Source organism: Brevundimonas sp. (genome assembly GCF_041648055.1).
Lineage (GTDB): Bacteria > Pseudomonadota > Alphaproteobacteria > Caulobacterales > Caulobacteraceae > Brevundimonas.
In genome coordinates, this window is record NZ_JBAZPS010000001.1 from 630,324 (window position 1) to 647,348 (window position 17,025).

At 65.4% G+C, this 17,025-nt stretch carries 21 protein-coding genes; 13 read left to right on the forward strand and 8 right to left on the reverse strand.

Annotated features, from left to right (window positions below; genetic code table 11):
* Nucleotides 1–167 precede the first annotated feature (167 nt).
* The 7 genes from WC585_RS03030 to WC585_RS03060 are packed head-to-tail and all read left to right on the forward strand — an operon-like array spanning nucleotide 168 to nucleotide 5,802.
* Nucleotides 168–1,385 (forward strand): acyltransferase family protein, encoded by a 1,218-nt coding sequence (locus tag WC585_RS03030; protein WP_373256051.1) that lies wholly within the window; start codon nucleotides 168–170, stop codon nucleotides 1,383–1,385.
* Between the two features lie 60 nt (nucleotides 1,386–1,445).
* Nucleotides 1,446–2,090: a hypothetical protein gene (locus WC585_RS03035; protein ID WP_373256053.1), complete on the forward strand. Its 645-nt coding sequence runs from the start codon at nucleotides 1,446–1,448 to the stop codon at nucleotides 2,088–2,090.
* A 3-nt stretch (nucleotides 2,091–2,093) separates the two neighbouring features.
* Complete coding sequence (locus WC585_RS03040) at nucleotides 2,094–2,396, forward strand: winged helix-turn-helix domain-containing protein (protein WP_373256055.1); 303 nt, start codon at nucleotides 2,094–2,096, stop codon at nucleotides 2,394–2,396.
* Complete coding sequence (folP, locus tag WC585_RS03045) at nucleotides 2,396–3,232, forward strand: dihydropteroate synthase (protein ID WP_373256056.1); 837 nt, start codon at nucleotides 2,396–2,398, stop codon at nucleotides 3,230–3,232. The genes WC585_RS03040 and folP overlap by 1 nt, the downstream gene beginning before the upstream one ends.
* A gap of 26 nt (nucleotides 3,233–3,258) precedes the next feature.
* A complete protein-coding gene (gene thiD / locus WC585_RS03050; protein WP_373256057.1) occupies nucleotides 3,259–4,080 on the forward strand; it encodes a bifunctional hydroxymethylpyrimidine kinase/phosphomethylpyrimidine kinase in 822 nt (273 codons plus the stop codon).
* A 2-nt stretch (nucleotides 4,081–4,082) separates the two neighbouring features.
* Nucleotides 4,083–4,661: a nucleotidyltransferase family protein gene (locus WC585_RS03055; protein ID WP_373256059.1), complete on the forward strand. Its 579-nt coding sequence runs from the start codon at nucleotides 4,083–4,085 to the stop codon at nucleotides 4,659–4,661.
* Nucleotides 4,654–5,802, forward strand: a complete 1,149-nt coding sequence (locus tag WC585_RS03060) for a DNA cytosine methyltransferase (RefSeq protein WP_373256060.1) — start codon at nucleotides 4,654–4,656, stop codon at nucleotides 5,800–5,802. Before WC585_RS03055 ends, WC585_RS03060 begins: the two co-directional genes overlap by 8 nt.
* On the opposite strand, the gene WC585_RS03065 is transcribed toward WC585_RS03060, so the two are convergent.
* On the reverse strand, nucleotides 5,790–6,479 hold the full coding sequence (locus WC585_RS03065; protein WP_373256062.1) for an SDR family oxidoreductase: 690 nt from the start codon (nucleotides 6,477–6,479) through the stop codon (nucleotides 5,790–5,792). The two genes, WC585_RS03060 and WC585_RS03065, sit on opposite strands and share 13 nt — an antisense overlap.
* Nucleotides 6,480–6,550: 71 nt before the next feature.
* On the reverse strand, nucleotides 6,551–7,312 hold the full coding sequence (locus WC585_RS03070; protein ID WP_373256064.1) for a hypothetical protein: 762 nt from the start codon (nucleotides 7,310–7,312) through the stop codon (nucleotides 6,551–6,553).
* A 179-nt stretch (nucleotides 7,313–7,491) separates the two neighbouring features.
* On the opposite strand from WC585_RS03070, the gene WC585_RS03075 reads away from it, so the two are divergent.
* A complete protein-coding gene (locus WC585_RS03075) occupies nucleotides 7,492–7,896 on the forward strand; it encodes a hypothetical protein (protein WP_373256065.1) in 405 nt (134 codons plus the stop codon).
* Nucleotides 7,871–8,422, forward strand: a complete 552-nt coding sequence (locus WC585_RS03080; RefSeq protein WP_373256067.1) for a DUF3883 domain-containing protein — start codon at nucleotides 7,871–7,873, stop codon at nucleotides 8,420–8,422. The genes WC585_RS03075 and WC585_RS03080 overlap by 26 nt, the downstream gene beginning before the upstream one ends.
* Nucleotides 8,423–8,749: 327 nt before the next feature.
* Here WC585_RS03080 and WC585_RS03085 read toward each other — a convergent pair whose 3' ends face one another.
* Complete coding sequence (locus WC585_RS03085; protein ID WP_373256069.1) at nucleotides 8,750–9,445, reverse strand: hypothetical protein; 696 nt, start codon at nucleotides 9,443–9,445, stop codon at nucleotides 8,750–8,752.
* Nucleotides 9,446–9,613: 168 nt separating this feature from the next.
* On the opposite strand from WC585_RS03085, the gene WC585_RS03090 reads away from it, so the two are divergent.
* Nucleotides 9,614–9,787: a hypothetical protein gene (locus WC585_RS03090; protein ID WP_335624387.1), complete on the forward strand. Its 174-nt coding sequence runs from the start codon at nucleotides 9,614–9,616 to the stop codon at nucleotides 9,785–9,787.
* A gap of 45 nt (nucleotides 9,788–9,832) precedes the next feature.
* On the opposite strand, the gene WC585_RS03095 is transcribed toward WC585_RS03090, so the two are convergent.
* Nucleotides 9,833–11,095 (reverse strand): hypothetical protein, encoded by a 1,263-nt coding sequence (locus WC585_RS03095; protein WP_373256071.1) that lies wholly within the window; start codon nucleotides 11,093–11,095, stop codon nucleotides 9,833–9,835.
* Between the two features lie 466 nt (nucleotides 11,096–11,561).
* Between WC585_RS03095 and WC585_RS03100 the strand changes: the two genes are divergently transcribed.
* Complete coding sequence (locus WC585_RS03100) at nucleotides 11,562–11,852, forward strand: transcriptional regulator (RefSeq protein WP_373256072.1); 291 nt, start codon at nucleotides 11,562–11,564, stop codon at nucleotides 11,850–11,852.
* Nucleotides 11,853–12,282: 430 nt separating this feature from the next.
* On the opposite strand, the gene WC585_RS03105 is transcribed toward WC585_RS03100, so the two are convergent.
* Entirely contained in the window at nucleotides 12,283–12,765 is a 483-nt protein-coding gene (locus WC585_RS03105; RefSeq protein WP_373256074.1) for a DUF4142 domain-containing protein, read from the reverse strand.
* 279 nt (nucleotides 12,766–13,044) lie between these two features.
* On the opposite strand from WC585_RS03105, the gene WC585_RS03110 reads away from it, so the two are divergent.
* Nucleotides 13,045–13,578 (forward strand): hypothetical protein, encoded by a 534-nt coding sequence (locus tag WC585_RS03110; protein ID WP_373256076.1) that lies wholly within the window; start codon nucleotides 13,045–13,047, stop codon nucleotides 13,576–13,578.
* Here the strand turns inward: WC585_RS03110 and WC585_RS03115 are convergent.
* The 3 genes from WC585_RS03115 to WC585_RS03125 all read right to left on the reverse strand — a co-directional run bounded on the left by WC585_RS03115 (nucleotide 13,575) and on the right by WC585_RS03125 (nucleotide 16,243).
* Nucleotides 13,575–14,264 carry a TetR/AcrR family transcriptional regulator gene (locus WC585_RS03115; RefSeq protein WP_373256077.1) on the reverse strand — a complete coding sequence of 230 codons (690 nt, stop codon included), beginning with the start codon at nucleotides 14,262–14,264 and terminating at the stop codon, nucleotides 13,575–13,577. The two genes, WC585_RS03110 and WC585_RS03115, sit on opposite strands and share 4 nt — an antisense overlap.
* A gap of 178 nt (nucleotides 14,265–14,442) precedes the next feature.
* Entirely contained in the window at nucleotides 14,443–14,961 is a 519-nt protein-coding gene (locus tag WC585_RS03120) for a hypothetical protein (RefSeq protein ID WP_373256078.1), read from the reverse strand.
* Nucleotides 14,962–15,040: 79 nt separating this feature from the next.
* The gene (locus tag WC585_RS03125; RefSeq protein ID WP_373256080.1) at nucleotides 15,041–16,243 is read right to left on the reverse strand and encodes a patatin-like phospholipase family protein; all 1,203 of its coding nucleotides are present in this window, start codon (nucleotides 16,241–16,243) and stop codon (nucleotides 15,041–15,043) included.
* Between the two features lie 59 nt (nucleotides 16,244–16,302).
* Between WC585_RS03125 and WC585_RS03130 the strand changes: the two genes are divergently transcribed.
* Complete coding sequence (locus WC585_RS03130) at nucleotides 16,303–17,010, forward strand: TetR/AcrR family transcriptional regulator (protein ID WP_373256082.1); 708 nt, start codon at nucleotides 16,303–16,305, stop codon at nucleotides 17,008–17,010.
* Nucleotides 17,011–17,025 lie beyond the last annotated feature (15 nt).

The window sequence follows — 17,025 nt, forward strand, 5'->3', positions numbered from 1 at the left end:
CACCAGTCTGTAACATTCCGTGATGACCTGACGGAAGTCGAGCATATTTTCAGATGCGGGGCCCTTCGAACGCCGCACAGAGCCAGACCATACACACGACCGAATCAACATGTTTGCATTTCAAACTTGTCTTATGTATTGCATGGTCAGACCGAGAGGGGAATCCCATGCCGTCCACCACACCACACGCCGAACGCCTCCATGGACTCGACGCCCTGCGCGGCATCGCCCTGATACTCGGCGTCGTCCTGCACGCCAGCCTGTCCTATCTGCCGACGCCAATCTGGCTGTTTCCGGACGACCAGACCTCGACCGGTGTAAGCGTGCTGTTTTTCGCCATCCACCTGTTCCGGATGACGACCTTCTTCCTCATCGCAGGCCTGTTCGCCCATCTGTTGCTGAGGCGTCGCGGTGTCTGGGGCTTCGTCAAGGACCGGGCCGGCCGCATCGCCAACCCCATGTTTGGCATGTGGTGGGTCGTCTTTCCGGCCGTCATCGCCGTCATCGTCTGGAAGGCGGCCATCGACAACGGCGGCGCCATCCCGACCGACGGCCCGCCACCCCCACCCCTGACGCTGGAGACCTTCCCCCTGCTGCACCTGTGGTTCCTGTGGGTGCTGCTGCTCTTCTACGGCGTCTTCCTCGCCGTCCGCCTGATCAGCCAGCGTATCGACCGCGACGGAAGCCTCGTCAGGAATCTGGATCGTCTGACCAACATCCTGATCGGTCCGTGGACACCCGCCGTCCTGGCCGCACCCCTGGCCTTGGCCCTGTGGCTGACGCCGGACTGGATCGCCTTCTTCGGCATTCCGACGCCCGACAAGGGCTTCGTGCCCAATCCCGCCGCCGTCGTCGCCTTCGGCCTGGCGTTCACGCTCGGCATCCTGCTGGATCGCCGCCGCGACCTGCTGCCCCGGATCGAGCGGCTGTGGCCCCTGTTCAGCCTCGTGGCCGTCGGCACGGGCACCGGAGCCCTGATGATTTCCGGCGGGCCCGTCCCATCGCTGATGCCGATATCCGATCCGTCGACGAAGGCCTTCGCCGCCGCCGTCTATGCCTTCGCCGTCTTCACCGCGACCTTCGCCGCGATCAGCCTGTCTCTCCGGTTCTTGAGCGGCTACAGCGTCGTGCGGCGCTATCTGGCCGACGCCTCCTACTGGATCTATCTGATCCATCTGCCGCTGGTCATGGCCGGACAGGTGCTGATTCTGGAGGTCGCCCTGCCCTGGTGGGGCAAGTTGGGAAGCATCGTCCTCGGCGTCCTGGCCGTCTCGCTGATCAGCTACGAACTGCTGGTGCGCCACACCTTCGTCGGCAAGGCGCTGAACGGCCGCCGCGTCCCGTGGCGCAAGGCTCCAGTTCCTCACGCCGTGCCCGCCGAATAGCTTGCCAACAGGAACCGGCTCGTTCACCTCAGGGACGAGCCGGTTGCCGGAGACCTCGCCATGCCCACCCCCCCCCGCCTGCATTCCGCCGAAGACGACCTGGCCTTCATGCGCGCCATCGTCGAGGGCGGCGGCAAGCCGCAACTGACCCTGGCCGTCGCCTATCTGGCAGGCGGGCTTCTGTACGGGCTACAGTGCCTCTTCCACATCGGTCAGGCGACAGGCGTCATCCGTTGGCCAGACCTGGCCAATCTGGCCTTCGTCATTGGCATCAGCGTCGCCTTCCTGAGCGTCCTCGTCTGGGCCATCCAGAAGGACAAGGCCGACGGCGTCGGCGGCACGCGCGGCCCCCTGGCGACCCGCATCCTGAACGCCGCCTTCAGCAGCGCAGGCATGGCCAATGTCGCCGTCATCATCATCTTCGGTGTCGGAGCCATGCGGGACCAGGACTTCGCCGTCTGGCTCTACTATCCCGCCGTGGTCTTCTGTCTTCAGGGGTCGGCCTGGCTGCTGGTCTATACCCTGAAGCGCAAGCCCTGGATGCTGGCGACGTCCATCGGCGGCTGGGTCACGGCCGTGGCCCTGGGCCTTCTGGTCCGTCAGGTCGACTGTTATCTGGGCGTCTGCGCCGCCGCCCTGTTCCTGCTCTTCGCCCTGCCCGGCTGGATCATGCTGCGCGACGCGCGTGCGGCAAATCGGGCCTGACGCATGGGCCTGGCCGACCTCGGACGCATAGACGACGTCATCCACGGCCGCCTGCGGCTGGGGATCATGGTCTATCTGGTCGATGCAGACACCGCCGACTTCACCGAGCTGAAGAACGCGCTGGAGGCGACCCAGGGCAATCTGTCGGTCCATCTGAAGAAGCTTGAAGAGGCCGGCTATGTCGCCATCGCCAAGAGCTTCAAGGACAACAAGCCCCTGACCCGCGTCACCATCACGGCAGCGGGCCGCAAGGCCTTCGGCACCTATCTGGACGCCATCGCCGGTCTGATCGGCGGCAAGAGCTGATGGCCCACTCCCGTCCCCCGTCCCGCCCGCGCGTCATGGGCATCGTCAACGTCACGCCCGACAGCTTCTCGGACGGTGGCCAGTACGACACCGTCCAGGCCGCCATCGCTCACGGCCTGAAGCTGGCCGAACAGGGCGCGGACATCCTCGACATCGGCGGCGAGAGCACCCGGCCCGGCGCGACGCCCGTGGACGTCGACACCGAGATCGCCCGCACCGCCCCCGTCATCGCCGGGCTGCGCGACGCCGGATGGTCGGGGGCCATCAGCATCGACACCATGAAGCCCCCGGTCGCCCGCATCGCCGTCGCCGCCGGGGCCAATATCTGGAATGACGTCACCGCCCTGAGCTTTGCGCCAGACAGCGTCGCCACCGCCATCGCGCTGCAATGCGACGTCGTGCTGATGCATATGCAGGGCCAGCCGCAGACCATGCAGGACGCCCCGCAGTACGACGACGTGGTCGCCGAGGTCGCCGACTGGCTGGCCGCGCGGGCCGGAGAGGTCATGGCCGCAGGCCTCGCGCCCGACCGCATCTGGCTGGACCCCGGCATCGGCTTCGGCAAGACCGCCGCTCACAATCTGGCCCTGACCCGGCATCTGCACCGCCTCACCGCCACCGGCCTGCCCATCCTCTACGGAGCCAGCCGCAAGCGCACGATCCAGTCCATCGACCCGACCGCCACGAATGCTACCGACCGGCTGGGCGGCTCACTGGCGCTTGCCCTGGAGGCCGCCCGAAACGGTGCCGCCGTCATCCGGGTGCATGACGTGCGCGAGACGGTCCAGGCGCTGAAGGTGCAGGCGGCGCTGTCGGCCATCGACCGCTTGCCCTGATCGCCTCCTTCGGCCATCTCAGAAACATGCCCGCCCACACCCAACCGCCCCCCGCCGACCTCGGCCGCGTCCTGATCATCGCCGGGTCCGATTCCGGCGGCGGCGCGGGCATTCAGGGGGACATCAAGGCCATCACGATGCTGGGCGGGTTCGCCGCCACCGCGATCACCGCCATCACCGTCCAGAACACCCTGGGCGTCCACGGCGTGCATCCCCTCCCGCTGGACCTGATCGAGGAACAGGCCCGCGCCGTGCTGGACGACATCGGCACCGATGCCGTCAAGACCGGCATGCTGGGCTCCATCGCCGTGATCGAGCGCGTCGCCGCCCTTCTGGACACCACCCCGGCCCCCGCCGTCGTCGATCCCGTCATGATCGCCAAGGGCGGCCACCCCCTGCTGGACGCCGACGCCGTCGCCGCCGTCCGCAGCCTGATGATCCCGCGCGCGGCCCTGCTGACCCCCAATGCGCCCGAGGCCGAGGCCCTGACAGGTCTCACCATCACCGACCTGGACGGTCAGCGTCGGGCGGGTGCCTTCCTGCTGGGCATGGGTGCACAGGCCGTGCTGATGAAGGGCGGCCATGTGCCGGGCGAGACCGTGATCGACGTCCTGATCTCCTCGACCGGCGAGACCCTGCTGGAGGGGCCGCGCATCGAGACGCGGCACACCCATGGCACCGGCTGCACCCTGGCCAGCGCCTGCGCCGCCGGTCTGGCACGCGGCCTGCCGCTGGAGACCGCCGTCGCCAACGCCTGGGCCTATGTCTCGGAAGCCATCCGCCGCGCGCCGGGCCTGGGCGGCGGCCACGGGCCGCTGGATCACGCCTGGCCCGTGCGCGACCTCTGAGAATGGACGATCTGGAGACCCGCCTCATCGCCATCGTCCGCGCTCAACCCGAGTTGATGCAGGTCCTGACAACCGTCCGCGTCCTCGGCCTGCCCGACTGGCGCGTCTTCTCCGGCGCGGTCTATCAGGCTGTCTGGAACGCCCGGACCGGCCGCGCGATCGGCTATGGCATCAAGGACTACGACCTGGGCTATTTCGATCCCGACACCTCATACGATGCCGAGGACGTCGTCATCCGGCGCGCCGCCGCCGCGTTTGAACCGCCCCTGAGCGACCTCGTCGAGGTGCGCAATCAGGCCCGCGTCCACCTGTGGTTCCACGACCGCTTCGGCGAGCCCTATGAGCCATTGTGCGACACCGATGAGGCCCTGTCCCGCTTCGTCGCCCCGGCCTTTGCCGTCGGCATCCGGCTGGAGGCGGACGACCGCATCACCGTCGCCGCCCCCTTCGGCCTGGACGACCTGTTCGCCATGACCCTGCGCCCTAATCCGAACCGCCCACGCGCCAAGGGCTGGGACAAGGCCGTGGCCAGCGCCCGCGCCCGCTGGCCCGAGCTGACCGTCATAGACGACCGTGGCTGAGGTCTACGAATTCTTCGCCGGCGGCGGCATGGTCCGCGCCGGTCTGGACCCTGACTGGACCTGCCGATTCGCCAACGACATCGATGCGAAGAAGGCCGCCGCCTACCGCGCCAATTGGGGAAACGATGCGCTCCACCTCGGCGACGTCGCCGACATCACGCCTCATCAACTGCCCGGTCAGGCCGACCTGGCCTGGGCCTCCTTCCCCTGCCAGGACCTGTCGCTGGCCGGAGCCGGGCGAGGCTTGGCAGGCCACCGTTCCGGAGCCTTCCACGGCTTCTGGCGCGTGATCGAGGGGCTGGCCGCCGACAACCGCGCGCCCGCCATCGTCGCCATCGAGAATGTCTGCGGCACCCTGACGTCGCGCGGCGGGGCCGACTTCGCCGTGCTGATGCGCACCCTGTCCGAGGGCGGCTATCGCCCCGGGGCCCTGGTCATCGACGCCGAACGGTTCCTGCCCCAGTCCCGGCCCCGTCTGTTCGTCATCGGCGCGCACGACCGCGTCGCCCTGCGCGATCGGCTGCACAGCCCCGACCCGCAAGGCCCCTTCCACCCGCCAGCCGTCATTCGCGCCGTCCACGCCCTGCCGCCCGACGTCGCCGCCCGCACCCTGTGGTGGACCCTGCCCGAGCCCCCGCCGCGCACCCTCACCCTGACGGACCTGATCGAACCCGACGGCCCCGACACCCCCTGGCACACCCCGGACCAGACCGCCCGTCTGCTGTCCCAGATGAGCCCGCTGAACCTGCAGAAGCTGGCCGCCGCCCGCCGCAACGGAACCCTGACCCACGGCACGGCCTACCGCCGCACCCGCCAGGAGAACGGCCACCGCATCCAGCGGGCCGAGGTCCGTTTCGACGGCATCGCCGGCTGTCTGCGCACCCCCGGCGGCGGCTCCAGCCGCCAGATCGTGCTGGAAGTCACCGGCGACCGCCTCCGCTCGCGGCTGATGTCCCCGCGCGAGACCGCCCGCCTGATGGGACTGCCCGACCGCTATCGGCTGCCTACGGGCCAAGGCGACGCGCTGCACCTGACGGGCGATGGCGTGGTCGTGCCCGTGGTTCGCCACCTGGCCCGCCACCTGTTTAAGCCAATCCTCGGCTCCGTCAGGCCCTCAGCACCCGCTCCCTACTCCGCGTAGATCATCTTGCGGGTCATCCCGCCGTCGACGCTCAGCACCTGACCCGTCACGAACCCCGCCCCGGCCAGATAGAGCACCGCCTGCGCGATATCCTCGGGCCGCCCCACCCGGCCGGCCGGATGCTGCTGATGGTCGACCGGCCTCAGGTCGTCGTCATCGGTGATCCAGCCCGGCGCGATGGCATTGACCCGCACCTGCGGCCCCAGGCTGATCGCCATGGCATGCGTCAGGGCGACCAGCGCCCCCTTGGAGGCGGCATAGGCCTCGGTGTTCGGCTCGGACATGAAGGCCCGCGTAGAGACCATGTTGATGATGGCCCCCGTCCCAGTCCCCGCCTCCCCCAGCAGCGGTATCGCCGCCCGGCTCATCAGGAACGCCCCGGTCAGGTGGCTGTCCGTCACCTTGCGCCACTCGGCCAGCGACAGCTCGGCCATCGGCCCCCGATCCGGCTGGGCGATCCCCGCATTGTTGACCAGCAGGTCCAGCGCCTCCCACCCCAGCTCGCCAAACGCCGCCTTCACCGACGCCTCGTCCCCGACATCACAGATCACCGACCGCGTCCCTTGCGGCCCCGGCTTCAGATCGAACGCCGCGACGGTCCAGCCCTCCGCGATCAGGGCCTGACATATCCCCCGGCCGATCAGGCCTGCGGCTCCGGTGACGATGGCTGTTTTCATGGGTGCTCAAATGGTGAGGAGAGGATCGGGTTCCGGGCCGCTGTGCCGGGAGCCTGTGCAGAGGCTGGCATTCACGCCTGACGCCTTCGATACACCCTGCCCGCATAGAACCGGTAGATCGCCGCCCCTTCCGCGCCCGGCTCCGGGTCCGCTTCCGGCTCCAGCCCCAGCTCGGCCCTCAGCTCGGCCCGGCCTTCGCGATATCCCTCGGTCTTCAACTCCACCTGCGCCTCCTCGCGGACTTCGCGGGTCTGCTGCAGCAGCTCCCAATACAGGCTCTTGTCGGGGTCCGGCGGTCCATCGGGGTCAATCCCCATCACCTCGACGCAGTATGCGTCATCGAAGACAACCCGCACCATGTCGTTCAGGGTAAAGTTGCCTCGCCCCGGCCCCTCCCCCAGCCGCCCCAGCGACACGGCCAGTTGCGCCAGCTTGCGCGCCTCGTCCAGACGGCTCTGCTTCATTGCCCGCGCCACGCCGGCCAAGGCCTCGCGCGACAGGGCACCCGGATCGGCAGGCCCATCGACAGACCCCGCACCCCCGTCGACCTCAGGCGTCAGCGGTCCCAGCGCGGGCGGCGGCACCGGCTCGACCCGGTCCTGCTTGGTCCAGCCCTTTTTCCACGCGCGGCGCCATATGGCCCATTCCGTCACGTCGTAACGCGCCGCCAGCTGCCGCGCCGACGCCCCCGCCAGATAGCTCTCGCGGATCAGCGCCCAGGTCTCCGGCCCCCGGATCTTGTACGGCCGCCGCTCCCGCCCACGCCGCGGATCGGTCCTCGCCATCGCCGGTGCATCGGCCACGTTTTCCGTCATCTGTTTCGCCTGTGTCATGCCCACGAGCCTAGCCCCGCCGCGACCTATGGCGGGCAAAGTGCACAGATCGCCCCGCAAACGCCCATGTCACCAACAAATCCAGTGGGCGATATCCAATCGTATCCATCCGGAACCGACGCCGCCTTCCGCCCTGGCATTCCCCGCCAAGCCGTCTAGCCTGGCCTCAGGGAGACACCGTGGCCGATACTTCGAAAACCGGAACCGACTGGCAGGACGAAGAGCTCGACGCCATCGTCGCGGACTATTTCGCCATGCTCGCCCTCGACGCCGCCGGTCAGCCCTTCGTCAAGGCCCACCGCGCCCGCGCCCTGATGGAACGCACCGGACGCAGCCACCGCTCGGTCGAGTTCAAACACATGAACATCTCGGCCGTCGCCGCCGAACTGGGTCTGCCCATCGTGCGCGGCTACCGCCCCCTGACCAACTACCAATCCGCCATCTTCGACGCCATCGACCGCCACCTCGACAGCCACCCCGAAGTCCTCACCGACGACGCATTCCTCCCCCATCGGGGGAGGGGGACCGCCGAAGGCGGTGGAGGGGGCCCGGCCCCACGTGCAGCCTTTTCGAGGTTTCCATGAGGACGGTTCGACCTACGACAGCACCGCCCCAGCCATCCGCCCCCTCACCCTCACCGAAACCCCTCCCCCCGGCCAGCCCCGCACCCCGCGCCCAGAGGGCCTCGCCCGCCTGGTCCGTAAATACGACCCCGCCGCCCGCGACCACCGCAACCGCGCCCTCGGCCTGCTGGGCGAGGAACACGTCCTGCACCACGAACGCGCCCGCCTGATCGCCGCCGACCGTCCCGATCTCGCCCGCCGCATCGAATGGACCAGCCAGGAACGCGGCGACGGCGCGGGCTATGACATTCGCAGCTTCGAGCCCACCGGCACCGAGCGCCTGATCGAGGTCAAGGCCACCCGAGGCGGCCCGACAACCCCCTTCTGGCTGACCCGCACCGAGCGCGAGGTCTCCATGGAACGCCCCGCCGACTGGCGGCTCTATCGCCTGCACGACCTGTCGGCGACACCCGGCCTGTTCATCCTGCCCCCGCCTCTGGAGGCCTCGGTCACGCTGGAGGCTGAGGCTTGGAAGGCGCGCTTCTGAAAAGCCGAGTCTCGAAGCGGATCAAGTCGTACTTTTCTGCAAACCACGCGACGAATGCCGCCGGATCGTCGCCGGTCAACCAGTAGCGCCTGAGATCATTCTCATCGAGTCCTGCATCCGCCACGCTTATGCACCAGTCCCGCCTCATCTGGCGGTCTACAGCTTTGATCCAAAGAAGTTCATCCACTGGTCTCGACTCCCACTCCGATCATCGTCTTGTGCGACCATAAGCGCGGGCAGCAGGATGCATAGAGCAAGAGCACGAAGGCGCGCCCACAGTCGTTACGATGAGCCAAATTCTAGCGCGACCATGCAAGTTAGAGACGGTCAAAACTGCCTCCTCGCCATCACACGAAGGATCTCTGCGTAGATCAGCGCGAACCAATGGGCCGCTTCTGACACCAACATCTGGCAAATTCGTTCGGAGCCGCCGAGAGCACCTAAGTTGAAGTTTGACTGTCCTACCCGGTAGTGAAACATCCGATTTCGAAACTGAACAAGTAGATTGGGCATTGAGTTGAACGGCACATGAAACAGGATGTCGGTGTCAGACTCGAACTCAAAGCCACCTGTATTGCTTATACCGCAGCGCTCGATTTGTGCCTTTAGAAGCCTGACCCACGCCGCATCTGATCCAGCTATCGAGAAATCAAACGTGACAGCGGTAAGATTGGCTTGGCGGGCGATCACCGGCACCGCGGTCGCTAATACTTTAAGATCACCATCTTTCTCGTTTGATAGGAGCGAGCGAAGGAAATCATGCGATCGACTAAAGTCTGACTGCGTCGTCGCATACAGTAGAGGGAACACTACAGCAATCATCTCCAGCAGACGATAAAAGTATAGGAATGATTCTGTAAACCTTCCTGCTTTCTTTGCATGCAGGGCGAGCGTTAGTTCCTGTCGAAGACTCTCAAAGAATGTCCCATTTCGTTGAGAAAGACTTGTTACAAAATTTGCGTACTCTTCGAGTGTAATGTCGCCGTCGAAGAGAAAAAGGGATATTTTGTCGGGCCTGCACATCCTCCGTGTGGCCTGACGAAATTCATTGGTGGCGAGAGCCGCTGTTCGACCAGTTGAGGCACTGACACAGTTTGAAATTCAGGCCCCTCCGCCGCTGGGCCAGCCGTAGCAAGAGTCTTGCGCCCGACATGACGGAGGCAACACCGCCTCTGTCTTCGGAGCACGGCAATGACAGGCCAAGACTACAAGATCGTCGTTCATAAGGGCGAGCGCACCATCACGATCGTCGTCGATCCCGATGTCGCGAACGACCGCTTCATCGGCCTCGTCGATGGTGTCGAGGTCGCCATCGCAGAAGACCCGTCCAAGGTCATGGCGATGCTGCTGTCGGAGTGGGGCTGACCATAAACGGCGCGTCGGTGACGACGCGCCGTTCGTCTGCCGCCGCTAGTGCTTCAGGTTGCTGCCGCCCTTGCCGCGTCCAGTGTCGAGGCGGTGATACGCGCCAAGGCAGATTTTGCAGACATCCACGTCGTCGGGCATGAAGTCGTAGGCGAGGTTCTGAGCGGCGTCGAAGGTTTCGCACTGGAATTTGTGAGAGTCGCCCCTCTTGCTCTGCCGGCCAGGGGTGTCGCGCAGATGCACGCAGGCGGTCAGGTGAATCTTGGCGTATTTCTGGTGCAGGTTGACCATGACGGTGTATTCGCCCGCCTGCTCGTCGCGGGGGGCTTTCAGGCGGATGATGTTCTCGTCATCAACGTGGCGGCCGGCCTCCAACTGACCGGCACGCCGGGCTGCCTTTTGAGCCGCCGCCCTTTCATCGACGAGGTCCATAAAGTTCTCCCAGGTCCACCGGTCGTCATCGATGCCGGCCTCCATCGCCGGCGTCGTCTTGATCGTCATGTGGATGCGCTGAAAGTTGTAGTGATAGATGTAGAGCGCGAGCGCCCGCTTGAGATTGATCAGCGTTTTCGAGTGGAGCGCCGACTTCCGCGCGAACCGCCCCAGGTTCTGGCGCAGCTTCTGGAAGAAGCTTTCGATGTGATTGGTTGTGATCCAGTCCTCATCCGGGGCTCCGCTGCGAACGACGGGCGGGTGCATTTCACGCTTGGGACGCTTCTTCGGCCGGTAAGGCATTTTCACGCCGGTGTATTCCTCAACGACCAGTTGCTGCTCGTTGTCGTCCTGCTTTTTCACCGTCGCATAATCGATGTCGTCGCCGAACTCCGACCCGACCGCCTCGAAGTAGGCGCGGTGCGAGTCGGTCGTCAGTTGGATGCGGTCAGCGCACCGCGCCTTCAGGTCGGCGATGAAAATTTTTGCGTCCGCGTTCCCTCGACCGCCGACATGCCAGGCGACGATCAGCTTACTGATGGGGTCGATGGCCATCCAAATCCAGAAGACGCCCTGCCCCTTGGGTGCGCGCATCTGGTTCTTCAACAGGGTCAAGCCCCGGATGCCGACAAAGGCGAACATCTCGTCGGCCTCGACATACCTGACGGGGAGATCACGCATCTTTTGGTCGAGGAAGTCGATGGCGGTATCGCCCGCGTCAGCAAGCAGCTTCAGGACCGTCACCTGGCTCGGGCGGCCAGACTGCCCCGTGTTCCCCTCTTTGGTCCGCGCCAGCGCGTTGATGCCCTGGCGTTCCATCATATCCCGGAGGATCGCGGACCTCTTGCTGGTGCTGAGTTGGTTGACCATCGACAAGCGTATGCGTCATGAGCCAAAAGCAGGTCAACGCTTGTCGATACGATAATACGCGAAATCTCGTAATATGTTGCTTTGGGGCAACGCCGTTATTCCTGTGTGTATCGATCAAAGTCGGCCATAGGCTTCGTTCGGATAACCTACGGAAAATAATTAGGACTTCGAGGTTCCAGTCCTCCCGTGTCAAGATTCCTGACATGCTGTGTCAGTAATCGCGACGTATAGACCTCAGCGGTGTCAACCATCGTGACATCATATTTGTTGAGATAGCGACAATCCGCCACATGAACAAACCGGAAACGACGGAAAGTTGCTCGAACTGATCTTTAACCCACCCCACCGATTGCGACAATTGGTGGGGGCTTGACCAATACGGCTATTCGACTAGGTTCAAAATATGGAAACGAGGATTGCGGTCGAGTCTCTTTCGGCACTGGGTCACGAGCCCAGGCTGGAGGTCTTTAAAATGCTGATCGACGCGGAGCCCGACGGGATGAAGCCGACCGCAATGCTGGAGAAGCTGAACCGTTCGACGCCGAACGCCAAGCTGCCGGCGAGCAGCCTGTCGTCGCATTTGTCGGTCCTCAAGAAGGCGCACCTGATAACAAGCGACCGGATCAGCCGTGAAATTCTCTACCGAGCCAACATGCCTCATGTGCAGGACCTGCTTCTGTTCCTAGTCGCCGACTGCTGTCGCGGCCAGCGGGACGTCTATGAACCCATGATCGCCAAGCTTTTCTCCAAGCCACTGCCTTAGAAGACGAGATCATGGCTACCGGACGCTGGCCGCCTTAGCTTCGGCCCGCCGGAAGAAGATGGACCTAGCGGAACACAAGTCGGGAACGTTCGACAAACGCTGTTCGAACAAATCCCAGCCGAAGCTCAAGGAGGTTCCGTGAACTCCTGATGGGGGTTCAGGAGATCAAGCCAGGTCGCGTCTCATAATTGCACGATCATTGGCGCAGAGGCTCTCATCCGATGAACGTCAAAGAGACCCCTCACTACCTGCACTTCTGACGAAGAAGCACGGATGAAACGCCTCACACCCTCCGCGCGGGTCGCCGTCGACACGGTGACGCCGCCCTCGGAAATTCTGCAACCCTGGCCCCCCTCAGCCTCCGACACCGTCAGGTGGAGACGTTCGGACGCGTGCGCCCGCACCCCTTTCACCCGGATCACCAAGTGTTTCAGGCGGCCAGGGGCCGCAGCTTGTCACCTCCGAGGCGGCGGACTTCGTCCAGATGGTTCTGGGCCGAGAGGCTGGCTGCCTGGGCATGAGACTTCAGACGTGGATCGTCGGCGTGAAGCGAGAAGGTGGTGTGCAGCAGAGAGGAGTCGAGCAGCACGGTGATTTGCTGCGTCAACCAGAGCCGATCACGCTCCCGCGGAGCGGCGGCTTCGAGATCGGCGACATAGGCGGCATGCCGGGCCGACAGGCGCGAGGGGGCTGCTGCCCCGCCGAGATCCGCCAGAAAGGTTGACTGAATCGCCAGCAACTGGACGTGTCGTGTCTCCAGACGGGTGGCCAGAGCCCTGATCTCTGGGTCCGGGGATCGGGCCTTGATCGCCTTCGCCGCCGCGAGGATATACAGGTCGTCATAGCAGGCGGCGACAAGATATCCCTCGGGCGAATTGACGTCGCTGATCTCCGGGTCATCGGTGGCCGCCATTGGCGCCTCCAGAGGAACCGCTTCGACCGGTTCCGGAGCCCCTTCCTTCTGTCCGCAGGACCCGACGCCCACCATAGCGCAAGCCATCAGCATTGAAATCTTCCGCACAGACGAGCCCGCCACAAAACGCCTTCAAGACGAAGACCCGAAATGGAACGCTCGGGTACCCAAATGAGTTTCGTCAATGCCCTTGTCTGGGTGTCCTTCCTCCCGGCGCAGCGCGGTCCTCGGCCGCGCTGCGCTTCCCCTGCCGCGTCAGTCGTCTGGTTGAGGACCATCATGCTGCGAAAATCCATAGCGTTTCTCCTGCTCGTCGCCCCGCTGGCGGCATGCAATGGCGGCATGTCCCTTCACCGGGGGACGCAGACGTTCAGGGCGGGTGTCGCCGACGCCGCAGCGACACCGCTCGAAGATCTGAATGTGCGCCGCGACGCGATTCCCGCCGTTCTGACCGAAGCAGTCGTCCATCCCTATGAGCTTGCAGGCCTCAGCGGGTGCAGATTGATATCGGCCGAGGTCGCACGCCTGGACGAGGCGCTGGGACCCGATCTTGACGATCCTGAACGGGCGAGCGTCGAACGAACGGAAGACATCGCCGCCGGTGCCGCGCTGGACGTCGTTCGAGACACGGTGACGGACTTCATTCCCATGCGCAGCTGGGTCCGCCGTCTGTCCGGCGCGGAACAGCACAGCCGCCGGGTTCAGCAATCAATTCAGGCGGGTTTGGTGCGCCGATCATTCCTCAAGGGCGTCGGCCTGCAAAGAAACTGCCGCCCGCCGGCCGCGCCGCTGGGCGTTCGCCCCCTGCGCTAAGGCTGGCGTTCCACCCGACGGTCGTTGGAGTCCAACCGTGAAGAGGGACTATGTTTCCTCGCGCCCGCACCCATCAGCCGTAGAAATCGGTCAGCAGCGGTGCGGGCCTCTTTTGAGGGGTCGCCGATCTCGGCGGCGTCGAACAAGCCCGCGAGCATGCGCAGTTGGGTCCGCGTCAGCGTCATGGCGCGAAACTCAGCGGCGGCCTCGTCCGGATCCGCGCCCTCCAGGCGTCCTGCTCTCATCTCCCGCTCAAGGAAGTCTTTGAGGCTCGACGTGCACGCTTCCGAGATTTCAGCGCAGATCGCATTCGCCAGGGTCTTGTCGTCGGGCAGGACCCGGCCGACGGCGCGGATCGCGCGCTGGTACCGGGCGGTGCGCATATGCCTCAAGGCGGATTCCGCATAGGCGGCCAAGGTGGTTCGGGTGTCCGATTGGGTGGGAAAATTCTGAAACGGTTCCCGGAGCGCTGCCTCGCACCAGATGAGAACCGCACGCCTCAGGCCCTGCGCGTCGCCGAACTGATTGTAAACGGTCTGGCGAGATACCCCCGCCCTGCTGGCGACCGCGGCCAGGGAGGGCCTTGCGCCGCCCGCAACATCGATCGCAGCCTCAAGAATGGCGTTCTGCTTGTCCCGGTCGATCGCTCCGCTTTGTCGACTCAACCTGCGGCCTCCGCCGATCAACCGGCCTCCCGAAGGTCGAGGACGCTCCGCGAGACCGCGCTCGCGCGCCAAAGGCGAGGATAACCGAAGCGCTGAGTTGACGCCCCTCTTCCGTCTCCGTCAACTCAGGCGGGCGAAAGTCGTGAATGCGGGGAACCGCCATGGCGGATTGGATCCTCCTGGCGGGCATCCCCGTCCGTCAGCGAAACCGGTAGGTCATCACCAGGCCGGCGGTGTCGATGCCCTGATTGCGTCCATCTCCCAGGATCTGTCCATGGGACAGATGCACCCATTGCACCCCGATGCTGACGTCCGCTGAGACTTCCCAGTCAAGGCCCAGGGCGGTGCGGAAGAGGTCTCGCGAGCCCAGCAGAAGCCGGGACCGCGCCTCCACGGGATCGTCCGTGTCCAGCACCCCGTCATGTACGGCATAACCGAACTGAAACTCCCCGCTGACCCGGTCCGAGACGGCGCGGCGCCAGGACAACCCGATCGAAGCGAAATTCGTGTCGCCGTCGCTGTTCAGCGAGCCGCTCAGATAGGCCCGGGGCCGGCCGACCGCGTCGAGGGCGGTGATGGGACGGCTCAGCAGCGCCACCTCCAGATTGGCTCCACCTTCGCGATCGGCGGACCCGGGGTGAAGAACGTCGTGCTGCATGACGGCGACCCGGACTTCGCGGGTGTCTTCCTGGGCGCTGGCCGCGGTTGAGAGGGCCATCACGGCCAGGCAAGCGACCGCGGCCTCCGACGGAACCCGTCGGGGAGTTCTTCTCGTCTCTGTCATTTTGTGCCGGGGGTTACTGGTGTTCGGAAGCCGGTTCGGCGGGGCGGGCGACGTCCGGCGGGGAGGGGGGCTCCACCAGTTCGATGTCCAACGGGGCCCAGGCGGCGCCGCTCGCCGCGCGGCGGCGACCCTCTTCGAAGAGGGTCATCATGGCGTTCTGATCGAAATCGAGGGCAGACGCTTCGACCTCCGGCGGAATGGCGGCCACGCTCACGCGCATGCCGTTCCGGCGCGCGAAAGCTCCCTGGGCGGCGAGACTGGTGCGCAACGACGCTCGGCTCATGCTGTTGTACGAACGGGCAAGGACCGCCGGCAGACTTCCCCGTGTCTCGCGGGATTCCTGTGCCAACTTGCCGTTGACGATGATGAACAGCTCGCTGCCACGCCAGCCGGGCAGCGTTTCCGCGCTCAGGATCATGCCTTCCGGAACTCCCAGGAAGGGCGTGTTCACGCCCCCGTCGACGTGCATTTCCTGACGCACCGTCCCGCCCTCGGTCACCCCCGCGATCAGCACCGGAGGGAAGACGCCCGGAATGCTCGCCGACGCGAGCAGAACCTGGCGGAACAGGCGCAGAGCGTTTTCGTCGCCCGCCTCCGCCATGAGTCCCATGTCCCAGATGACCGTCTCGCCTGAATCCAGATTGGTGGTGGCGACAAAGAGCCTTCGCCCCTCCCGGTTCTCCCGGGCGATTTCCGCCAGCAAGGCCGGCGTCACGTGCTCTTCGACGAGGGCTTCCAGCGTTCGGGGACTGAAAAGCCCCGGGGAGAGAAAGGCGGCGAAGCTGCGCCAGCTCAACAGCCCCTCGGTCTTGCCTTCGGAATAGGCCGCCGCCAGCTCGTCGTCCCAGTCCGGCCCCAGGAAGGCGTAGGGCGCCGCAAGCGCGCCGGTGCTCACGCCCGTCACGATGTCGAACTCGGGCCGGTCGCCCCGCTGGGTCCAGCCGACCACAAGGCCTGCGCCGTACGCTCCGTTTGCACCCCCTCCCGACAGGGCGAGGATGGATCGGCGATGATCGCTGCCCGCGAGCCGCCTCCGGAAGTCCTCGGCGATTCGCTCCAGCCGGGCTTCATCGCCAGGGGCGATTCTCGGATCCTGGGTGGCGATCAGGCCCCGCTCCAGCTCCGCAAGCGACATTTCCGGCGCGCGATCCACGGTCGCGCAGGCGCCCAAGGTCAACCCAAGAAATGCAATCAGCGCGGCACGAAGGTTCTGCATGGGCTCGTCCATTAACAAGGGTAATACGCCGTACCGTTACCGCGTAGGAACTCGCTCATTTGGGCCGAGTTCCCTACAACGTGGAAATGCCTCCGAACGCCTCCGCTTTTGACAAGTCGACCGCGCGTGCTCCCAAGGTCGGACGTCCGCCACACGACAAGGCTGAGCTCATAGAGCCGGACCTGCTGGCCGCGACGTGGCGGATCTTCGTCGACCAAGGGTATTCCCGCACCACCATCGAAGCGGTGGCGCGTCATGCGCGCATGAGCAAACGGACGATCTATCAACGGTATAACTCCAAGGACCAGCTCATCGAGGCCGCCATCCGGGACGCGCTGGAGCGTTGGCGCTCGCATGTTCGGGCATCCCTGACGGACGCCGGCCAAGGGGAAGACTGGTTGGAGGAGTTCGTGCGTCGGTGTCTTGAGATCCTGGTCGCGCCGGAAGGGTGTGCCCTCATGGGATTCCTGCTCACCGAGGACGAGACCTTTCACACCGTCCGGGAAACGGTCGCGACGTCGGTGGGGCAAAGCGTGGGCGTATTTTCCGCGCTGCTGGCGCAGCGGACCCCCGGCTTGCCGGCCGAGCTCGCCGAGGACATCGCTCTCGCCGTGCTCGATCTGATGATCGGCTTCGCCACGCGACTCAACGCCTTGCAGCCGCACCTCGCGCGCGAGCAAATCCGGGCGCGCGGCCCCCGGTTCACCGCCGTCGTGCGCACATTGGTGGACATTCAGTCCTCATCCATTCGCCCGGAAAACGAGTGAAGCTCTTCGCGACGT